General features: G+C 69.0%; 11 protein-coding genes. 5 read left to right on the top strand and 6 right to left on the bottom strand.

Annotated elements, in window-relative coordinates; translation table 11 throughout:
• Positions 1 to 34: 34 nt before the first annotated feature.
• On the bottom strand, positions 35 to 445 hold the full coding sequence (locus QF027_RS16930) for a hypothetical protein (RefSeq protein WP_307075448.1): 411 nt from the start codon (positions 443 to 445) through the stop codon (positions 35 to 37).
• A gap of 646 nt (positions 446 to 1091) precedes the next feature.
• Positions 1092 to 2212 (bottom strand): IS630 family transposase gene (locus tag QF027_RS50025; protein ID WP_444876089.1). Its coding sequence is split into 2 segments (ribosomal slippage): positions 1092 to 1748 and positions 1751 to 2212, totalling 1119 coding nucleotides; the frame shifts between segments, so codons are not numbered across the junction.
• A 314-nt stretch (positions 2213 to 2526) separates the two neighbouring features.
• On the opposite strand from QF027_RS50025, the gene QF027_RS16915 reads away from it, so the two are divergent.
• Positions 2527 to 2925 carry a nuclear transport factor 2 family protein gene (locus tag QF027_RS16915; protein ID WP_306981364.1) on the top strand — a complete coding sequence of 133 codons (399 nt, stop codon included), beginning with the start codon at positions 2527 to 2529 and terminating at the stop codon, positions 2923 to 2925.
• A gap of 235 nt (positions 2926 to 3160) precedes the next feature.
• On the opposite strand, the gene rpsT is transcribed toward QF027_RS16915, so the two are convergent.
• Positions 3161 to 3427, bottom strand: a complete 267-nt coding sequence (rpsT, locus tag QF027_RS16910) for a 30S ribosomal protein S20 (RefSeq protein WP_306981366.1) — start codon at positions 3425 to 3427, stop codon at positions 3161 to 3163.
• A 255-nt stretch (positions 3428 to 3682) separates the two neighbouring features.
• Here rpsT and lepA point away from each other — a divergent pair, with 255 nt between their 5' ends.
• Both lepA and QF027_RS16900 read left to right on the top strand, forming a co-directional pair.
• The gene (gene lepA / locus QF027_RS16905; RefSeq protein ID WP_307075444.1) at positions 3683 to 5551 is read left to right on the top strand and encodes a translation elongation factor 4; all 1869 of its coding nucleotides are present in this window, start codon (positions 3683 to 3685) and stop codon (positions 5549 to 5551) included.
• 232 nt (positions 5552 to 5783) lie between these two features.
• Positions 5784 to 7658 carry an AMP-dependent synthetase/ligase gene (locus tag QF027_RS16900; RefSeq protein ID WP_307075442.1) on the top strand — a complete coding sequence of 625 codons (1875 nt, stop codon included), beginning with the start codon at positions 5784 to 5786 and terminating at the stop codon, positions 7656 to 7658.
• A gap of 112 nt (positions 7659 to 7770) precedes the next feature.
• On the opposite strand, the gene QF027_RS16895 is transcribed toward QF027_RS16900, so the two are convergent.
• Complete coding sequence (locus QF027_RS16895) at positions 7771 to 8319, bottom strand: response regulator (protein ID WP_306981373.1); 549 nt, start codon at positions 8317 to 8319, stop codon at positions 7771 to 7773.
• 13 nt (positions 8320 to 8332) lie between these two features.
• Positions 8333 to 12409 carry a HAMP domain-containing protein gene (locus QF027_RS16890; RefSeq protein ID WP_307075440.1) on the bottom strand — a complete coding sequence of 1359 codons (4077 nt, stop codon included), beginning with the start codon at positions 12407 to 12409 and terminating at the stop codon, positions 8333 to 8335.
• Positions 12410 to 12565: 156 nt separating this feature from the next.
• On the opposite strand from QF027_RS16890, the gene QF027_RS16885 reads away from it, so the two are divergent.
• Together QF027_RS16885 and hemW are read left to right on the top strand one after the other, a co-directional pair.
• On the top strand, positions 12566 to 14560 hold the full coding sequence (locus QF027_RS16885) for an ATP-binding SpoIIE family protein phosphatase (RefSeq protein ID WP_306981377.1): 1995 nt from the start codon (positions 12566 to 12568) through the stop codon (positions 14558 to 14560).
• Positions 14561 to 14591: 31 nt separating this feature from the next.
• Positions 14592 to 15824 (top strand): radical SAM family heme chaperone HemW, encoded by a 1233-nt coding sequence (gene hemW, locus QF027_RS16880; protein ID WP_306981379.1) that lies wholly within the window; start codon positions 14592 to 14594, stop codon positions 15822 to 15824.
• 117 nt (positions 15825 to 15941) lie between these two features.
• On the opposite strand, the gene QF027_RS16875 is transcribed toward hemW, so the two are convergent.
• Complete coding sequence (locus QF027_RS16875) at positions 15942 to 16754, bottom strand: DUF3097 domain-containing protein (protein ID WP_306981382.1); 813 nt, start codon at positions 16752 to 16754, stop codon at positions 15942 to 15944.
• Between the last annotated feature and the right edge of the window lie 28 nt (positions 16755 to 16782).

Genomic DNA, 16782 nt, shown 5'->3' with positions numbered 1-16782 from the left:
GCTCATTCGATGGCGTAGGTGATGAGGACCGCGCTCAGCGGATGGCCTGGGCCTGGACCGTCCACGTGGTGTGAAACGTCATCCCTTGACAGCGGATGTCGGAGTCTTCCTTCAACTTCACAGCGGCAGCCAGGACGAATGGCAGGTTGGCCTGGCTGAGGTCAAGCGTGGGCAGGGGGCCCACGCCGGCTGTGGACAGTTCGATCTGATCGTGGCAGTACGTCATGTCGTCGGCGTTCGCCACGGTGTCGACAACGACTTCGCCGACGGCAATGGAGGTCAGTTGGGCCCTTACATTGCTGTTTGGGTTGGTGAAGGTGAGGGTGACGTCTGCGGTTTCACCGGGCAGCAGTGTGGCGGTTTGCTCGCCGGTGACCGTGATGGGGACGAAGTACTCGGCGGAGCCTGCCACTGGGCCCGATGTGCTCTGCTGGATGAAAGGCATGATGTGCCTCCTGCTCAGACGGACTGGATGTGCGTAGGAACGGTCTGTCCTCGGCGGCCCGTGCTTCACCGACGCTCCTCAGCGATCAGTGGGCGCTGCCGTGGATTTTCTTGCCGGGACCTGGAGTCGGCGGCTCACAGCCGCCCGGGAGCCCGATCAGCCGATGTGGCCACATCGGCCTATAGGCCTGGGAAGGGGCCAGCGCTCTGTCGCCGAGAACGCGTACGGCCCTCCCGCTCAGGCCGATCAAAACAGTGGTGAGGGAAGAACACGTCGGCCGGAAACCGCTGCCTCTGCGGGCACTCAGGAAAACGGTCAGGACGGCAGCCGAACCCCGGCCTGGAACGCCGTCCCTGGGGCCGACGGTGGGCCAGCTGCCACTCTCCCGTGGAGGGACGGGCGGCCCACCTGTTCGGATACGTAAAGTAACCCATTTGCACCACGTCGTTGACAAGCATGTTGACGTCACGTCACCCGAACGGTGGAGCGCTCGGAGTCGGCAGCCCGCGGGAAGTGCGCCCTTCGGGTCGTCCCGCATGCGATGGCCTGACAGGGCCTGGCCTGGGCGCGCCCGCGACATGGGTGAGGGCCGGCCGACGGGAGTCGCTCCCTGAGCCGGCCGGCCCCTGTGTCTTGTATGCGGCCGTCATGCCCTCACGGGCGGCCGGTTCACGGGTACTGAAGCTTTTCGTATTAGCGTCAGATTTGGGGTGATGGTCAGTCCGGTCTCTGTCAGGCAGCCGTCGATGAGGTCGGGGCGGTGCTGGATCTGGCTCAGTGCCCGGCGCAGGGTGCGGGTGAGGTGGTCGGGGTCGGTGAAGGCGACGTTGGCCAGGGCTCCGCGCCGAAGTAACGACCAGATCCCTTCCACCGGGTTGAGATCGGGTGCGTAACTGGGGAGCTGGCAGATGGTGAGCCAGTCGTGGTCGGCGGCGTATTGGCGCATCCCAACTGCCCGGTGAGTGTTCAGATTGTCCCAGACCAGAACGATGGGGGCGCCGAGCTGCAGGTGAGCGCGGACGGCGAGGTCGCGGTAGTCGGTCCAGGCGAAGCTCTTGCGGGCGCCCTTCCAGGGCAGGTGGAAGCGCGGACGGTAGATAAGCCGGGACCTCTCGCCGGGCTTGTAGCAGGCCAGCGCGGCGATCGAGATCCGACGCCGGGACCGGCCACGGACCCGCACCACGGGAGTGCGTCCGCGCCGGCTCCAGGTTCGGGCATGCGGCGGCGTCATCGCGAACCCGGCCTCGTCCTCGAAGACGATGTAGGCCCCGAGCGCCGCCGCGGTGCTTCCACCTGCGGCCACACGTCTTTCTTCCACAACCCCACGGCGAGTTCGTCGCGCTCGAGCGCCCGGAGGGCCGGGCTCTGCCAGGACCAGCCGTGCCGGTGCAGCAGCCGCCACACCCCCGAGATCGAGCAGGTGACATGGAACTTGCGGGCGATCGCCGTCTTGACGCGTTCCAGCGTCCACCGCTGGTCTTCCCAGCCGTGCGCGGCCGACCCCCTGCCGAGTTCCTCCTCCAGCACGGCGAACTGCGCCTCGGATATTTTGGGTGATTTCGCCGGGCCTGAGGACGCCAGCGCCGTCGCTCCACCCTCGCGCCAGGCACGACGCCACCGCTCCACCGACCGCTCGCTCACCCGCAAATCCTTCGCGATCACCGAGGTCTTCTCACCCCGCACGAACCGCTCGCCGGCCTCCCGCCGGACACCCTCACGAAAGGCCCGCCGCTCAGCAGTCAGGCCCCCTCCCTGCGCGTATCGCATACAACCGGCGTAGCGCAGGGATCACCCGCCGTCACCCCCGACACCAACCCGAAAACCTCAGTAGCAGGACCCGGGTGGGGTGCGCTTCGGCGCGGGAGCCGTCGCGCCATCGGGGGTCCCCCGCATTGCCGTAGTGCGTCTGTGGCATGCGCTGTGGTCGGCCGCGCAGTTCCCCGCGCCCCGTCGCGTGACCTCTCACGCCATGCCCCACCAACCTGGTACCACCCCCTCCTGCTGTGGCTCCCCCCAGCGCTCGGGAGGAGAATCGTCATGTCAGCCGAACATCGCCGGACAACGGAGAGGTGGCGGTCGTCATGGCTGAGCATCCGCACGCAGTGCTCGTTCGCAAGGGGTTCGAGGCGTTCATGCGGGGGGATCTGGACACCCTGCGGGAGTTGATCGCGAAGGACGCCACGCATCACGTGCCCGGCAGTCACCCGCTCTCGGGGGACTTCAAGGGGCAGGACGCGATCATCGACATGTATCAGAGGCTCGGGCAGGAGACCGGCGGGTCGATGCGTCTGGAGATGCTCGGGATCGCCGTGGACGGGCGTGGTCACGCCGTCGGGATGTGCCGGTTCACGGCCGAGCGGAAGGGCCGGCGTCTGGACGACACCGGGTGCATCGTCTTCCGGATCGTCGGGGACAAGGTCACCGATCTCGACGAGTGCGTCGAGGACATCGACAAGAACAATGAGTTCTGGGCGGACTGAGTCACCCGGCAGAGAGGCATCCACGCACGTCATGACGAAGGCCCCGGTCACCCTGCCCTGGGGAAGGGCGCGGCACCGGGGCCTTCGGTTCAAGCTGTCGGAGTCACGCCCGCGTGGCGAACGCAGGCCGCGCGTGGCTCCTGGGGGCCGGTCGGGAGCGGATGAGAGAGGGCCCGCTCTGGGTCCTTCCGGCGGTTCGGTCCCGTAGAAACGGGACCGGTCAGATCAGAAAGAGTCAGCCCTGGACGCCGGCGACCTTCGAAGCAAGCGCCGCCTTCTTGTTGGCGGCCTGGTTCTTGTGGATGACGCCCTTGGAGACGGCCTTGTCGAGCGCACGCGCAGCAGCGCGCTGGTACTCGGTGGCCTTCTCGGCGTCACCCGCGGCAGCGGCCTCACGGGCCTTGCGGATCGCGGTCTTCAGGGAGGACTTGACGGCCTTGTTGCGCAGCCGGGCCTTCTCGTTGGTCTTGATCCGCTTGATCTGGGACTTGATGTTCGCCACGAATGAGCCTCTACAGGTTCAGGCACGGGGCCAGGAGGATTCCCACGAAGGGAGACCCAGGGTCCCGTACCAGGTGATTTCTCGGAGTTGTGCCTCGCGCTGAGAGGGCATGAGGACACAGCCACTCAGACTACCAGCGGCTCCGCGAGTGGCCCAAACCGGTCGCCGGTCCCCGCCCGTGGGACCATGGAGGCTACGTATCGATCCGACCCGAGACCGCAGACACTGCGGACGCCTCAAGAATCAGGACCCTGCGTGCCCGCGATCCCCAGCCACGTGCCCGAGCCGAGCCGTACCGACCCGGCTCTGATCCGCAACTTCTGCATCATCGCGCACATCGACCACGGCAAGTCCACGCTCGCCGACCGGATGCTCCAGCTGACCGGCGTGGTCGAGCAGCGCCAGATGCGTGCTCAGTACCTCGACCGCATGGACATCGAGCGTGAGCGCGGAATCACGATCAAGTCACAGGCGGTGCGTCTGCCGTGGGCCCCGACCCACGACAAGACCAACACGCACATCCTCAACATGATCGACACCCCGGGGCACGTCGACTTCACCTACGAGGTCTCGCGGTCGCTCGCCGCCTGTGAGGGCACCGTCCTCCTCGTCGACGCCGCCCAGGGCATCGAGGCCCAGACCCTCGCCAACCTCTACCTGGCGATGGAGAACGACCTCAAGATCATCCCCGTACTGAACAAGATCGACCTGCCGGCCGCCCAGCCGGAGAAGTTCTCCGAGGAACTCGCCAACCTCATCGGCTGCGACCCCGAGGACGTGCTCAAGGTCTCCGCCAAGACCGGGCTCGGCGTCGAGGCGCTGCTCGACAAGGTGGTGGCGGAGGTTCCCGCCCCGATCGGCGTCCAGGACGCTCCGGCCCGCGCGATGATCTTCGACTCCGTCTACGACTCCTACCGGGGCGTGGTGACGTACGTACGAGTCATCGACGGACAGCTCAACAAGCGCGAGCGCATCCGGATGATGTCCACGAACGCCACGCACGAACTGCTGGAGATCGGGACCAACTCGCCGGAGATGCTCTCCGCCGACGGTCTCGGCGTCGGCGAGGTGGGCTACATCATCACCGGCGTGAAGGACGTCCGCCAGTCCAAGGTCGGTGACACGATCACCACCCTGAACAAGGGGGCGACCGAGGCGCTCGGCGGTTACAAGGACCCCAAGCCGATGGTCTTCTCGGGCCTGTATCCGCTGGACGGCTCCGACTACCCCGAGCTGCGCGACGCCCTCGACAAGCTCCAGCTCAACGACGCCGCCCTCGTCTACGAGCCGGAGACCTCCGCCGCCCTCGGCTTCGGCTTCCGCGTCGGCTTCCTCGGCCTGCTGCACCTCGACGTGATCCGGGAGCGGCTGGAGCGCGAGTTCGGCCTCGACCTGATCGCCACGGCCCCGAACGTGGTCTACCGCGTCCTCATGGAGGACGGCACCGAGCACACCGTCACCAACCCGAGCGAGTTCCCGGAGGGGAAGATCAGTGAGGTGTACGAGCCCGTCGTACGCGCCACGATCCTTGCCCCGTCCGAGTTCATCGGCTCGATCATGGAGCTGTGCCAGACCCGGCGCGGCACCCTGCTCGGCATGGACTACCTGTCCGAGGACCGGGTCGAGATCCGCTACACGCTTCCGCTCGCGGAGATCGTCTTCGACTTCTTCGACCAGCTGAAGTCGAAGACGCGCGGTTACGCGTCGCTGGACTACGAGCCCACCGGCGAGCTGGCCTCCAGCCTGGTCAAGGTCGACATCCTGCTGCACGGCGACAAGGTGGACGCGTTCTCGGCGATCACGCACAAGGACGCGGCCTACGCCTACGGTGTGCGGCTCGTCGCCAAGCTGCGCGAGCTCATCCCGCGGCAGGCCTTCGAGGTGCCCATCCAGGCCGCCATCGGCTCCCGGGTCATCGCCCGCGAGACCATCCGCGCCATCCGCAAGGACGTCCTCGCCAAGTGCTACGGCGGTGACATCTCCCGTAAGCGGAAGCTCCTTGAGAAGCAGAAGGAAGGCAAGAAGCGGATGAAGATGGTGGGTTCCGTGGAGGTTCCGCAGGAGGCCTTCATCGCCGTGCTCTCCAGCGATGACAGCGCGGGGTCGGGCAAGGGCAAGAAGTAACCGCGGGTTACAGCCGGTTGCCCGTCGAATCGGATGGAAAGGGGTCCGTCGTGCGAAAGTGCGGTGGACCCCTACGCGTGCGTAGGGTCGCGCTCAGTAGGAAGTGACAGGCCGCCGCCCCTTACGAACGGCTCGGCCGCGCTTTACTCTGATCCCTGCTCGATAGTTACTCGCGAGTTAAACAACAGCCGCAACCTGAGCCAGCCGCATTGTCGCGGGCCCGGAGGATGTCGTGAGCGACACACAGACACTGATCGAGAACCGTCCGCCGAGTGTGGCGACCGTCTTCCTGGAGCGCGTTGCGGCCACGCCGGACGCCGAGGCGTACCGGTACCCGGTGCCGGCGGCCTCCGGGCAGGGCCCGGACGACTGGAAGTCGCTCAGCTGGGCGCAGGCCGCGGAGCGGGTGTACGCCATCGCGGCCGGGCTGATCGAACTGGGAGTGCAGCCGGAGCAGCGAGTCGCCCTCGCCTCCTCGACCCGGATCGAGTGGATCCTCGTGGACCTCGGCATCATGTGCGCCGGCGCCGCCACGACCACGGTCTACCCGCAGACCAACGCCGACGAGTCGGCGTTCATCCTCTCCGACTCCGAGAGCCGGGTGCTGATCGCGGAGGACGCGGCCCAGCTCGCCAAGGCGGTCGAGAAACGCGGCGAACTGCCCGCCCTCACCCATGTCGTGGTGATCGACCCGGCCGGTGTCGAGACCGCCGACTGGATCCTGACCCTCTCCGAGCTGGAGGCCCGTGGTGCCGCCCGCCTCGAGAAGGACCCCGAGCTGATCAAGGAGCGGGTCGGCGCGATCACCAAGGACCAGCTCGCGACGCTGATCTACACCTCCGGCACCACCGGCCGTCCCAAGGGTGTACGGCTGCCCCACGACAACTGGGCCTACATGGCGAAGGCGACCGCCGCGACCGGCCTGATCAGCAGCGAGGACGTGCAGTACCTGTGGCTGCCGCTCGCCCACGTCTTCGGCAAGGTGCTCACCTCCGGGCAGATCGAGGTCGGTCACGTCACCGCCGTCGACGGCCGCGTCGACAAGATCATCGAGAATCTGCCGGTCGTGCAGCCGACGTACATGGCGGCCGTCCCGCGCATCTTCGAGAAGGTCTACAACGGGGTCGCCGCGAAGGCCCGTGCGGGCGGCGGCGCCAAGTACAAGATCTTCCAGTGGGCGGCCGAGGTGGGCCGTGAGTACGCCAAGACCGCCCAGGACACCTTCCGGCGCACCGGGGTCGCGTCCGCGCCGTTCGGGCTGAGCGCCAAGCACAAGGTGGCCGACGCGCTGGTCTTCTCGAAGATCCGGGAGGCGTTCGGCGGTAACCTGCGGGCGTGTGTCTCCGGGTCCGCGGCGCTCGCACCCGAGATCGGGTACTTCTTCGCCGGCGCCGGCATCCACATCCTCGAGGGCTACGGCCTCACGGAGTCCTCGGCGGCCTCCTTCGTGAACCCGGGCGAGGCCTACCGCACCGGTACGGTCGGCAAGCCGCTGCCCGGCACGGAGGTCCGTATCGCGGATGACGGGGAGATCCTGCTGCGGGGCCCGGGGATCATGGAGGGGTACCACGGGCTGCCCGAGAAGACCGCCGAGGTTCTCGAGGCCGACGGGTGGTTCCACACCGGGGACATCGGTGAGCTGTCGCCCGACGGGTATCTGCGGATCACCGACCGCAAGAAGGACCTCATCAAGACGTCCGGCGGCAAGTACATCGCGCCCGCCGAGGTCGAGGGGCAGTTCAAGGCGGTGTGCCCGTACGTGTCCAACATCCTGGTGCACGGTGCGGACCGGAACTTCTGCACGGCGCTCATCGCGCTGGACGAGGTCTCGATTCTCGAGTGGGCCAAGGAGAACGGGCTCGAAGGGAAGTCGTACGCGGAGGTCGTCGCCGCGCCCGCCACGGTGTCCATGGTCGAGGGCTATGTGAAGCAGCTCAACGAGGGGCTTCAGCGGTGGCAGACGATCAAGAAGTTCCGGTTGCTGCCGAGGGACCTGGACGTGGAGCACGGTGAGATCACGCCGAGTCTGAAGCTGAAGCGGCCTGTTGTGGAGCGGGAGTACAAGCACCTCATCGACGAGATGTACGCGGGGTCTCGGGAGGCGTAGCGCGTAAGCGGAGGGGAGCGGGGCTGCTGGGCGGCCGGCGGTACGTCGTGGCTTGTCGCGCCCACGCGGCGAAGCCGCATACCGATACAGCCCCGCGCGCCCCTGACGCATCTCACCGTTTCTCCAGAAGGTGCCGGAGTTCCTTGATCCTCGTGCGCTGAGGTTCCGTCAACTCCTGCTCCAACTCGTCAAGTTGTTTGCTCACCTCCTGGTAGTCCGTCCGTTGCCGTGCCAGCAGTCGCTCCAGCTGCTGGTTCTTCCTGTGCAGGTCCAGGAACACGCTGACCTTCGCGCGGAGCACCCAGGGGTCGAACGGCTTGGTCAGGTAGTCCGCGGCGCCCGTCGCGTAGCCGCGGAAGGCGTAGCCGGAGTCGTCCTCCGCGCCCGTGAGGAAGATGATCGGGACGTCCTTCGTCTGGTCCAGGCGCTTGATGTGCGCCGCCGTCTCGAAGCCGTCCATGCCCGGCATGCGGACGTCCAGGAGGACCAGGGCGAACCGGCGGCGGAGCAGGGCCTTCATCGCCTCCTCGCCCGAACGGGCGCGGATCAGTGGTTCGTTGAGGGATCCCAGGACGGCCTCCAGTGCGATCAGGTTGTCCTCCATGTCGTCGACCAGGAGGATGCCCGCGCTCTCGTCGATCCTTGCCTCGGCGCTGCTCATGTGACTGCCTCATTCAGTCGTCGGTGGGTGGGACCACCGCTTCCTCTGCGTCGGTCCGCTCCTCCGTCTGAGCCCCCTCGGGGTCCAGGAGTGCCCAGACGACGGTCAGCAGCTGGTCGACGTCCACCGGCTTGGGTACGTAGTCGTTGGCGCCGCGCGCGATCGATTTCTCACGGTCTCCGGGCATCGCCTTCGCGGTGAGCGCGACGATGGGCAGTCCGGACCAGCGCGCGGTGCGGCGGATGGCGGCGATGGTCTCGTAGCCGTCCATCTCCGGCATCATGATGTCCATCAGCACGAGTTCCACATCCGGGTTGCGCTCCAGGGTCTCGATGCCCTCGCGGCCGTTCTCCGCGTACAGGACCGGCATGCCGACCCGGCCCAGCACATGGGTGAGGGCGAAGACGTTGCGGATGTCGTCGTCGACGATCAGCACCCGGCGTCCCGTCAGCACCTGTCCTGCCCGGCCCGCCGTCCACGCCTCCAGCTTGGTGGGGGCCGGCCATGAGTCCTCGGCGTCGTGGGCGGTCGGGTAGGGCTCGCCGGACAGGTCCTCCGGGGCCGGCAGGAGACGGTCCTCGGTGGTCGGGCCGGTCGCCGGGTGCCCGGGGCTGACGACGGGGACGTAGAGGGTGAAGGTGGAGCCCTTGCCGGGTTCGCTCTCCGCGACGATACGGCCGCCCAGCAGGCCCGCGATCTCCCGGCTGATGGACAGACCGAGCCCCGTGCCGCCGTACTTGCGGTTGGTCGTGCCGTCGGCCTGCTGGAACGCTTCGAAGATCACCGGGAGTTTCTCCCGTGCGATGCCGATGCCGGTGTCGGAGACCGCGAAGGCGACCACGTCGTCGCTGTCGCGGACGTACACGTGCTCGGGATCCTTGATGCGGTTCACGCGCAGCTCGACCCGGCCGCCGGCGGTGAACTTGATCGCGTTGGAGAGCAGGTTGCGCAGGATCTGCTGGAGCCTCTGTTCGTCCGAGTACATCTCGCGCGGCACGTCCTCGCCCACCGCCACCTCGAAGGCGAGCCCCCGGTCCAGGGTGAGCGGGCGGAAGGTCGCGTGGACGTAGTCCAGCAGCTTGATCAGCGGCAGCTTCTTCGGGCGTACGTCCATCCGGCCGGCCTCGATCTTCGACAGGTCCAGGATGTCGTTGATCAGTTGGAGCAGGTCCGAGCCCGACCGGTGGATCGTCGTCGCGAACTGCACCTCCTGGTCGGAGAGATGGCCGTCGGGGTTGTCGGAGAGGAGCCTCGCCAGGATCAGCAGGGAGTTCAGCGGCGTGCGCAGTTCGTGCGACATGTTCGCCAGGAACTCCGACTTGTACTGCGACGACGTGGCCAACAGGGCCGCCTTCTCCTCCAGTTCTGCGTTCGAGCGCTGCAACTCCGCCTGCTGCTTCTGGAGTTCGTCCGAGCGCTCCTGGAGCTGCATCGCCAGGCGCTGGGACTCGCCCAGCAGGGACTCGGTGCGGGAGTTGGCGATGATCGTGTTGATGGCGACGCCGATGGTGTTCACGAACTGGTCGAAGAAGGCCAGGTGGACATCGGAGAAGCGGGAGAAGGACGCCAGCTCGATCACGCCGAGGAGCTTGTCCTCGAAGAGGATCGGGATGATCACGACGCTCGCCGGAGCGGCCTCGCCCAGACCGCTGTTGATCTTGATGTAGTCCGGCGGGGCCTCCTCCACCAGGATGCGCTTCTTCTCGCGGGCCGCCTGGCGCACCAGGCCGTGGACCGGCATGCCGCCGGTGTCGACGGTCGCGCCCTGCGCCGAGCCGTAGCCCGCGATGAACGCGAGTCCCTTTGCGGGAACGGTGGTGCGCAGAGCGGCGCCGTCCTCGTCCGGGTCGGCCAGGAAGAACGCCCCGTACTGGGCGTTCACCAGCGGGGTCAGCTCGCGCAGGATCAGGTCGGCGACCTCCATCAGGTCCCGGTGGCCCTGCATCAGGGCGGCCAGGCGCGCGAGGTTCGACTCCAGCCAGTCCTTGGCCCGGGTCGTCTCGCGGAGGTTGGCCACCATCAGGTTGATGTTGTCCTTGAGCTCGGTGACCTCGCCCTGGGTCTCCACGGTGATGGCGCGGGACATGTCGCCCTGGGCCACCGCGGAGGCGACCTCGGCGATCGCCCGGACCTGGGTGGTCAGGTTGGACGCCAGCTCGTTGACGTTCGTCGTCAGCCGCTTCCAGGTGCCGTACACGCCCTCGACCCGTGCCTGGCCGCCGAGCTGGCCTTCGGAACCCACCTCGCGGGCCACGCGGGTGACCTCGGAGGAGAAGGAGGAGAGCGTGTCGACCATGGTGTTGATGGCGGTCTTCAGCTCCAGGATCTCGCCGCGCGCGTCCACGTCGATCTTCTTGGAGAGGTCACCGTTGGCCACCGCGGTCGTCACCTGGGCGATGTTCCGCACCTGCGACGTCAGGTTGTCGGCCATGTAGTTGACGTTGTCGGTCAGATCCCGCCAGACCCCGGAGACACCCAGCACCTGGGCCCGCCCGCCGAGCCGGCCGTCGGTGCCGACCTCGCGGGCCACGCGGGTGACCTCGTCGGCGAAGGCCCTCAGCTGTTCCACCATCGTGTTGACGGTGTCCTTCAGTTCGAGGATCTCGCCGCGGGCGTCGACCGTGATCTTCTTCGACAGGTCGCCGTTGGCCACGGCCGTGGTGACCTGGGCGATGTTCCGCACCTGAGACGTCAGGTTCAGGGCCATGAAGTTGACGTTGTCCGTCAGATCCTTCCAGACACCCGACACGCCCCGCACCTGCGCCTGACCGCCCAGATTTCCTTCGGTGCCGACCTCGCGGGCCACGCGGGTGACCTCGTCGGCGAAGGCCGACAGCTGGTCCACCATCGTGTTGATCGTCGACTTCAGCTCGAGGATCTCGCCCTTGGCCTCGACCGTGATCTTCTTGCCGAGGTCGCCCTGGGCCACCGCCGTCGACACCAGCGCGATGTTGCGGACCTGCGAGGTCAGGTTGTCCGCCATGAAGTTGACGTTGTCGGTGAGGTCCTTCCAGACGCCACTCACGCCCCGCACTTGAGCTCGCCCACCGAGATTGCCCTCGGTGCCGACCTCGCGCGCGACCCTCGTCACCTCGTCCGCGAAGGCGGAGAGCTGGTCGACCATCGTGTTGATGGTGGACTTCAGCTCCAGGATCTCGCCCTGCGCGTCGACGGTGATCTTCTGGGACAGGTCGCCGTTGGCCACGGCCGTGGTGACCTGCGCGATGTTGCGCACCTGCGACGTCAGGTTCGACGCCATGAAGTTGACGTTGTCGGTGAGGTCCTTCCAGACCCCGGACACCCCGCGTACCTGGGCCCGGCCGCCCAACTGCCCCACGGTGCCGACCTCGCGGGCCACCCGGGTGACCTCGTCGGCGAAGGCGGAGAGCTGGTCGACCATCGTGTTCACGGTCAGCTTCAGTTCGAGCAGCTCGCCCGTCGCCTCGACCGTGACCGTACGGGTCAGATCGCCGCGGGCCACCGCCGTGGTCACCAGGGCGATGTCCCGGACCTGCGCGGTCAGCCGGGACGCCATGGTGTTGACCGCCTCGGTCACGTCCCGCCAGCTGCCCGACAGACCCGTCACCTTGGCCCGCCCGCCCAGCCGCCCCTCGGTGCCGACCTCGCGGGCCACCCGGGTCACCTCGCCGGTGAACAGGGAGAGCTGGTCGACCATCTTGTTCACGGCCCGGCCGAGACGTCGTAGATCACCGCGCAACTGCCGGTTGCCGTCGTGCAGATCGACCCGCTGGGTCAGATCGCCGCCGGCCACCGCATCCAGGACCCGGGTCGCGTTGGCGGCCGGGGCCACCAGGGCGTCGAGCAGCTGGTTCACGTCGTTGACCCGGGAGGTCCACGACCCCTGCCCCGGACTGGGGGAGAGCCGCTCGTCGAGTCGGCCGTGCCGCACCAGCTCCCGCTTCACACGGTTGACCTCGCCGGTGAAGTGGACACTGCGGTCCACCAGCTGGTTGAAGACGGCCGTCAGCTCGGCCACGATCCCGTCCCCGGACTCCGGCATCCGGCGGAAGGCGCCGTCCCGGGCCGCGGTCATCGCGGCGAGCAGAGGGCGCAGGTCCGATGCTCGCATCCGGTCGGCATTCTGTCCGTCTTCGAGCACAGGTGTACCACTGTTCTCACTCATGGCGGCCCACTTCGGTAACTCGGCGCTTATGGGCGTGGCCAGTCTGTCACTCTGTCCGCATCGACTGAGGTGTATTCGTCCGAACTGGTTCGGGAGACGGACATGGGGGCCATTCCTGCGCAACGGGAGTCCGTTGCCGGTGCGTCCGACGTGCCGACGCGCGACGGCGACGCGCTCCCGCACGCACCGGCGCACGCCCACGCCGCCTTTCCCGGCGGTCCGCTCGCCCCTGGCTCGGCGCGGGCCCTGCTACGGGCCACGTTCACCGAATGGGCCGAACTCGCCCTGCCCGGCACCGAGTTCCTCACCGACCGGCAGACCGACGACGCCGTGGTCGTGGTCAGCGAGCTCGTCACCAACGCCGTCATCCACGCGGGCACCGACGTCGAGCTCGACTGCCGCCTGGAGGCGCACACCGGTGCCCTCGTCGTCGAGGTCCTCGACCACCATCCCTCGCGCGCCCCTCGCGACGGTGACCCAGAACCGTCGTACGGCACACCGGAGTACGGGCGCGGGCTGCGCCTGGTCGCCGCGCTCGCCGAGACCTGGGGCATCACCTACCGCACGGGCGCCAAGACCGTGTGGGCGCAGCTGCCGGCCGGAGGCAAGGAGGCCCTCGACGGGATCCAGGCGTACGCCGGGGACCGCGCACGTGACCGGGCGCTGCGGGTCGCCGGGATACTCGCCCCGGAGTCGCCCCCGTTCCGGGCCCCGGTCCCGCCCGCGCCCGCCGCTCGCGGTGAGCACGACTGGGACTGGCTGAATCGCGGTGCGCTGTCCTTCCTCGCCGAGGCCTCCGACCTGCTCGCCGGCCAGCTCGACGAGAACCTGGTGGCCGCCCTCGCCGGCCAGCTGATCGTGCCGCGACTGGCCGACTGGTGCGCGGTGTGGCTGGAGGACGAGGTCGCCGGGCGCTGGGGGTCCCTTCGTCAGGGTGAGGCCGAGAGCGGGACCGGCTGGGGCGAGGGCGGTGTGTCCGGGCCCCGGCTGGCCCGGGTCTGGCACTGCTCCGAGACCCGGATCGAGGATCTGCGGCAGGCGCTGGAGAAGGAGCCGCCGGGCACCTCGGGGCCGGACCATCCCGGGCCGGTGCCGTTCCCCTGGCCCGGTGTGGCACTGGGTCCGCACGGCACACACGGCTCCGCGCTCGCCTACCGCCTCACGGCAGGCGGCCGCCCGCTGGGCACCCTGGTCATCGGCCGGGCCGGGCTGGTCTCCTTCCCCGACGAGATCACCGGGCTCGTCGAGGACCTCAGCCGCCGGGTGGCGCTCGCCATCGGCGCGGCCCGCCAGTACGCGCGCCAGGCCACCATCAGCGCGGTGCTCCAGCGCGGTCTGCTGCCCGGCGCGGTCGCCGAGATCCCCGGGGTGCGCAGCGCCCTGGTGTACGAGCCCTGCGACAAGGGCGGGCCCAGCGGCGACTTCTACGATCTCTTCCCGGCCGGTGACGGCCGCTGGTGCTTCGCCGTCGGTGACGTCCAGGGCAAGGGCCCCGAGGCCGCCGTGGTCATCGGACTCGCCCGGCCCTGGCTCCGGCTGCTGGCCCGCGAGGGCTACCGCGTCGCCGACGTCCTCGACCGCCTCAACCAGCTGCTCCTCGACGACGCGACAGAGGCCGCGGACGCGGCGGCCCGGGCCCTGGCCTCCGCGGGCGGCCGCCCCATGAACCCCGGCGACGGCCCGCAGACCCGCTTCCTGTCCCTCCTCTACGGCGAGCTCGCGCCCTTCGACGGCGGAGTGCGCTGCACCCTCGCCTCCGCCGGGCATCCGCTGCCGCTGCTGCTCGGATCGGGTGGCGAGGTCCGTACGGCCGCGCGGCCGCAGACCCTGCTCGGGGTCGTCGAGGACGAGACGTACACCAGTGAGACCTTCGAGCTGCGGCCCGGCGACAGCCTGCTGTGTGTCACCGACGGGGTGACCGAGCGGCGCAGCGGCTCCCGGCAGTTCGACGACGAGGACGGGCTCGCGGACGCGCTGGCCGGGTGCGCGGGGCTGGACGCCGAGCTGATCGCGGAGCGGATCAAGCGGCTGGTCCACGAGTTCGGGGCGCGGCCGCCGGAGGACGATCTGGCGCTGCTGGTGCTGCAGGCGGAGTAGGTGTCCGCCGGGGTGCGGGACAATGGAGGACATGCCTTCCGCACTCCCCGACGGCGAACCCGTCCCCGACGACGGCTCACTGCCCGCGTCCGCGCTCACCGGGTCCGCCGACCGCCCTCTCGGCTTCTATCTGCACGTCCCGTACTGCGCGACCCGCTGCGGCTACTGCGACTTCAACACCTACACCGCGACCGAGCTGCGAGGTTCGGGCGGGGTGCTGGCCTCCCGCGACAACTACGCGGAGACGCTGATCGACGAGATCCGCCTGGCGCGGAAGGTCCTCGGCGACGACCCGCGCCCGGTCCGCACGGTGTTCGTCGGCGGCGGCACGCCCACGCTGCTGGCCGCCGGGGATCTCGTACGGATGCTGGGGGCGATCCGTGACGAGTTCGGGCTGGCCCCGGACGCGGAGGTGACGACCGAGGCGAACCCGGAGTCGGTGGACCCGGCGTACCTGGCCGAGCTGCGGGAGGGCGGCTTCAACCGGGTGTCCTTCGGGATGCAGAGCGCGCGGCAGCATGTGCTGAAGGTGCTGGACCGCACGCACACCCCGGGGCGGCCGGAGGCGTGCGTGGCGGAGGCGCGGGCGGCGGGGTTCTCGCATGTCAACCTGGATCTGATCTATGGCACGCCCGGGGAGTCGGACGACGACTGGCGGGCGTCCCTGGAGGCGGCGATCGGGGCCGGACCGGATCACGTGTCGGCGTACGCGCTGATCGTCGAGGAGGGCACCCAGCTGGCTCGCCGTATCCGTCGGGGCGAGGTGCCGATGACGGACGACGACGTGCACGCGGACCGGTATCTGATCGCGGACTCGGTGCTGGCGGAGGCCGGGTTCGACTGGTACGAGGTGTCGAACTGGGCCACGTCCGAGGCGGGCCGGTGCCTGCACAACGAGCTGTACTGGCGGGGCGCGGACTGGTGGGGAGCCGGGCCCGGGGCGCACTCGCACGTCGGCGGGGTGCGCTGGTGGAACGTGAAGCATCCCGGGGCGTACGCGGCGGCGCTGGCTTCCGGGAAGTCTCCGGGAGCGGGGCGTGAGCTCTTGTCGGACGAGGACCGGCGGGTCGAGCGGATTCTGCTGGAGCTGCGGCTGCGGGAGGGGGCGCCGCTGTCGCTGCTGCGCGAGGAGGGTCTGGCCGCTTCTCGGCGGGCGCTGGGGGAGGGGCTGCTCGAGGAGACGCCCTACGAGGAGGGCCGGGCTGTGCTGACGCTGCGGGGACGGTTGCTGGCGGACGCGGTGGTGCGGGACCTGGTGGACTGATGGGATCGGTGCGGGTGAGCGGGGTCGTGCCTGCGGCTGCAAGGGGCAGGAATGCCCTACTGGGGGAGTGCGTGCCACACCCCGCGACGTCGGCATGATCCGCCGGACAAGCCCCGACTAGGGCGCCGTCACGAAGTCGATCAGTTCCTCCACCCGGCCCAGCAGCTCCGGCTCCAGATCCTTGTAGGAGCCCACCCGCTTCAGGATCGCCTGCCACACCGCGCCCGTGTTCTGCGACGGCCAGCCCAGCGCCCGGCACACGCCCGTCTTCCAGTCCTGGCCGTGCGGTACCCGGGGCCACGCCTCTATGCCCAGGGACGACGGCTTCACCGCCTCCCAGATGTCGATGTACGGATGGCCGACGACCAGGGCGTGTTCGCTGGTCACCTCCTGTGCGATGCGCCACTCCTTCGTGCCGGGGAGCAGGTGGTCGACCAGGACCCCGAGGCGGGCGTCCGGGCCCGGCGCGAATTCGGCCACGATCGACGGGAGGTCGTCCACGCCCGACAGGTACTCCACGACCACGCCCTCGATGCGCAGGTCGTCGCCCCAGACCTTCTCCACCAGTTCCGCGTCGTGGCGGCCCTCGACGTAGATACGGCCCGCGCGGGCCACGCGCGCGCGGGCGCCGGGGACGGCCACCGAGCCGGACGCGGTACGGGTGGGTCGTACAGAAGCGCCCGAAGCGCCTGACGGCTTCACCAACGTGACCACCCGGCCCTCCAGGAGGAAACCGCGCGGCTCCAGCGGGAACACCCGGTGCTTGCCGAAGCGGTCCTCCAGCGTCACCGTGCCCGCCTCGCAGCGGATCACCGCGCCGCAGAAGCCCGTCCCCGGCTCCTCGACCACCAGACCGGGCTCGGCGGGGACCTCCGGCACCGCCTTGGGCTTCTTCCACGGAGGGGTCAGGTCGGCGGAGTACTGGCGCATTCGGATGACGATAGGAGAAGCGGCTCGG

It is taken from the genome of Streptomyces canus (assembly GCF_030816965.1).
Lineage (GTDB): Bacteria > Actinomycetota > Actinomycetes > Streptomycetales > Streptomycetaceae > Streptomyces > Streptomyces canus_E.
Note: the sequence above shows the minus strand (reverse complement) of the source record. Positions and strands in the feature narration are given on the sequence as shown.

What these genes read in the sequence shown, in the direction of transcription:
- hemW (WP_306981379.1), top strand. Translation starts at nt 14,592, where the DNA reads ATGCCTTCCGCACTCCCCGACGGCGAACCCGTCCCCGACGACGGCTCA.
- QF027_RS16915 (WP_306981364.1), top strand. Translation starts at nt 2,527, where the DNA reads ATGGCTGAGCATCCGCACGCAGTGCTCGTTCGCAAGGGGTTCGAGGCG.
- QF027_RS16895 (WP_306981373.1), bottom strand. Translation starts at nt 8,319, where the DNA reads ATGAGCAGCGCCGAGGCAAGGATCGACGAGAGCGCGGGCATCCTCCTG.
- QF027_RS16875 (WP_306981382.1), bottom strand. Translation starts at nt 16,754, where the DNA reads ATGCGCCAGTACTCCGCCGACCTGACCCCTCCGTGGAAGAAGCCCAAG.
- QF027_RS16890 (WP_307075440.1), bottom strand. Translation starts at nt 12,409, where the DNA reads ATGCGAGCATCGGACCTGCGCCCTCTGCTCGCCGCGATGACCGCGGCC.
- QF027_RS16930 (WP_307075448.1), bottom strand. Translation starts at nt 445, where the DNA reads ATGCCTTTCATCCAGCAGAGCACATCGGGCCCAGTGGCAGGCTCCGCC.
- QF027_RS16885 (WP_306981377.1), top strand. Translation starts at nt 12,566, where the DNA reads ATGGGGGCCATTCCTGCGCAACGGGAGTCCGTTGCCGGTGCGTCCGAC.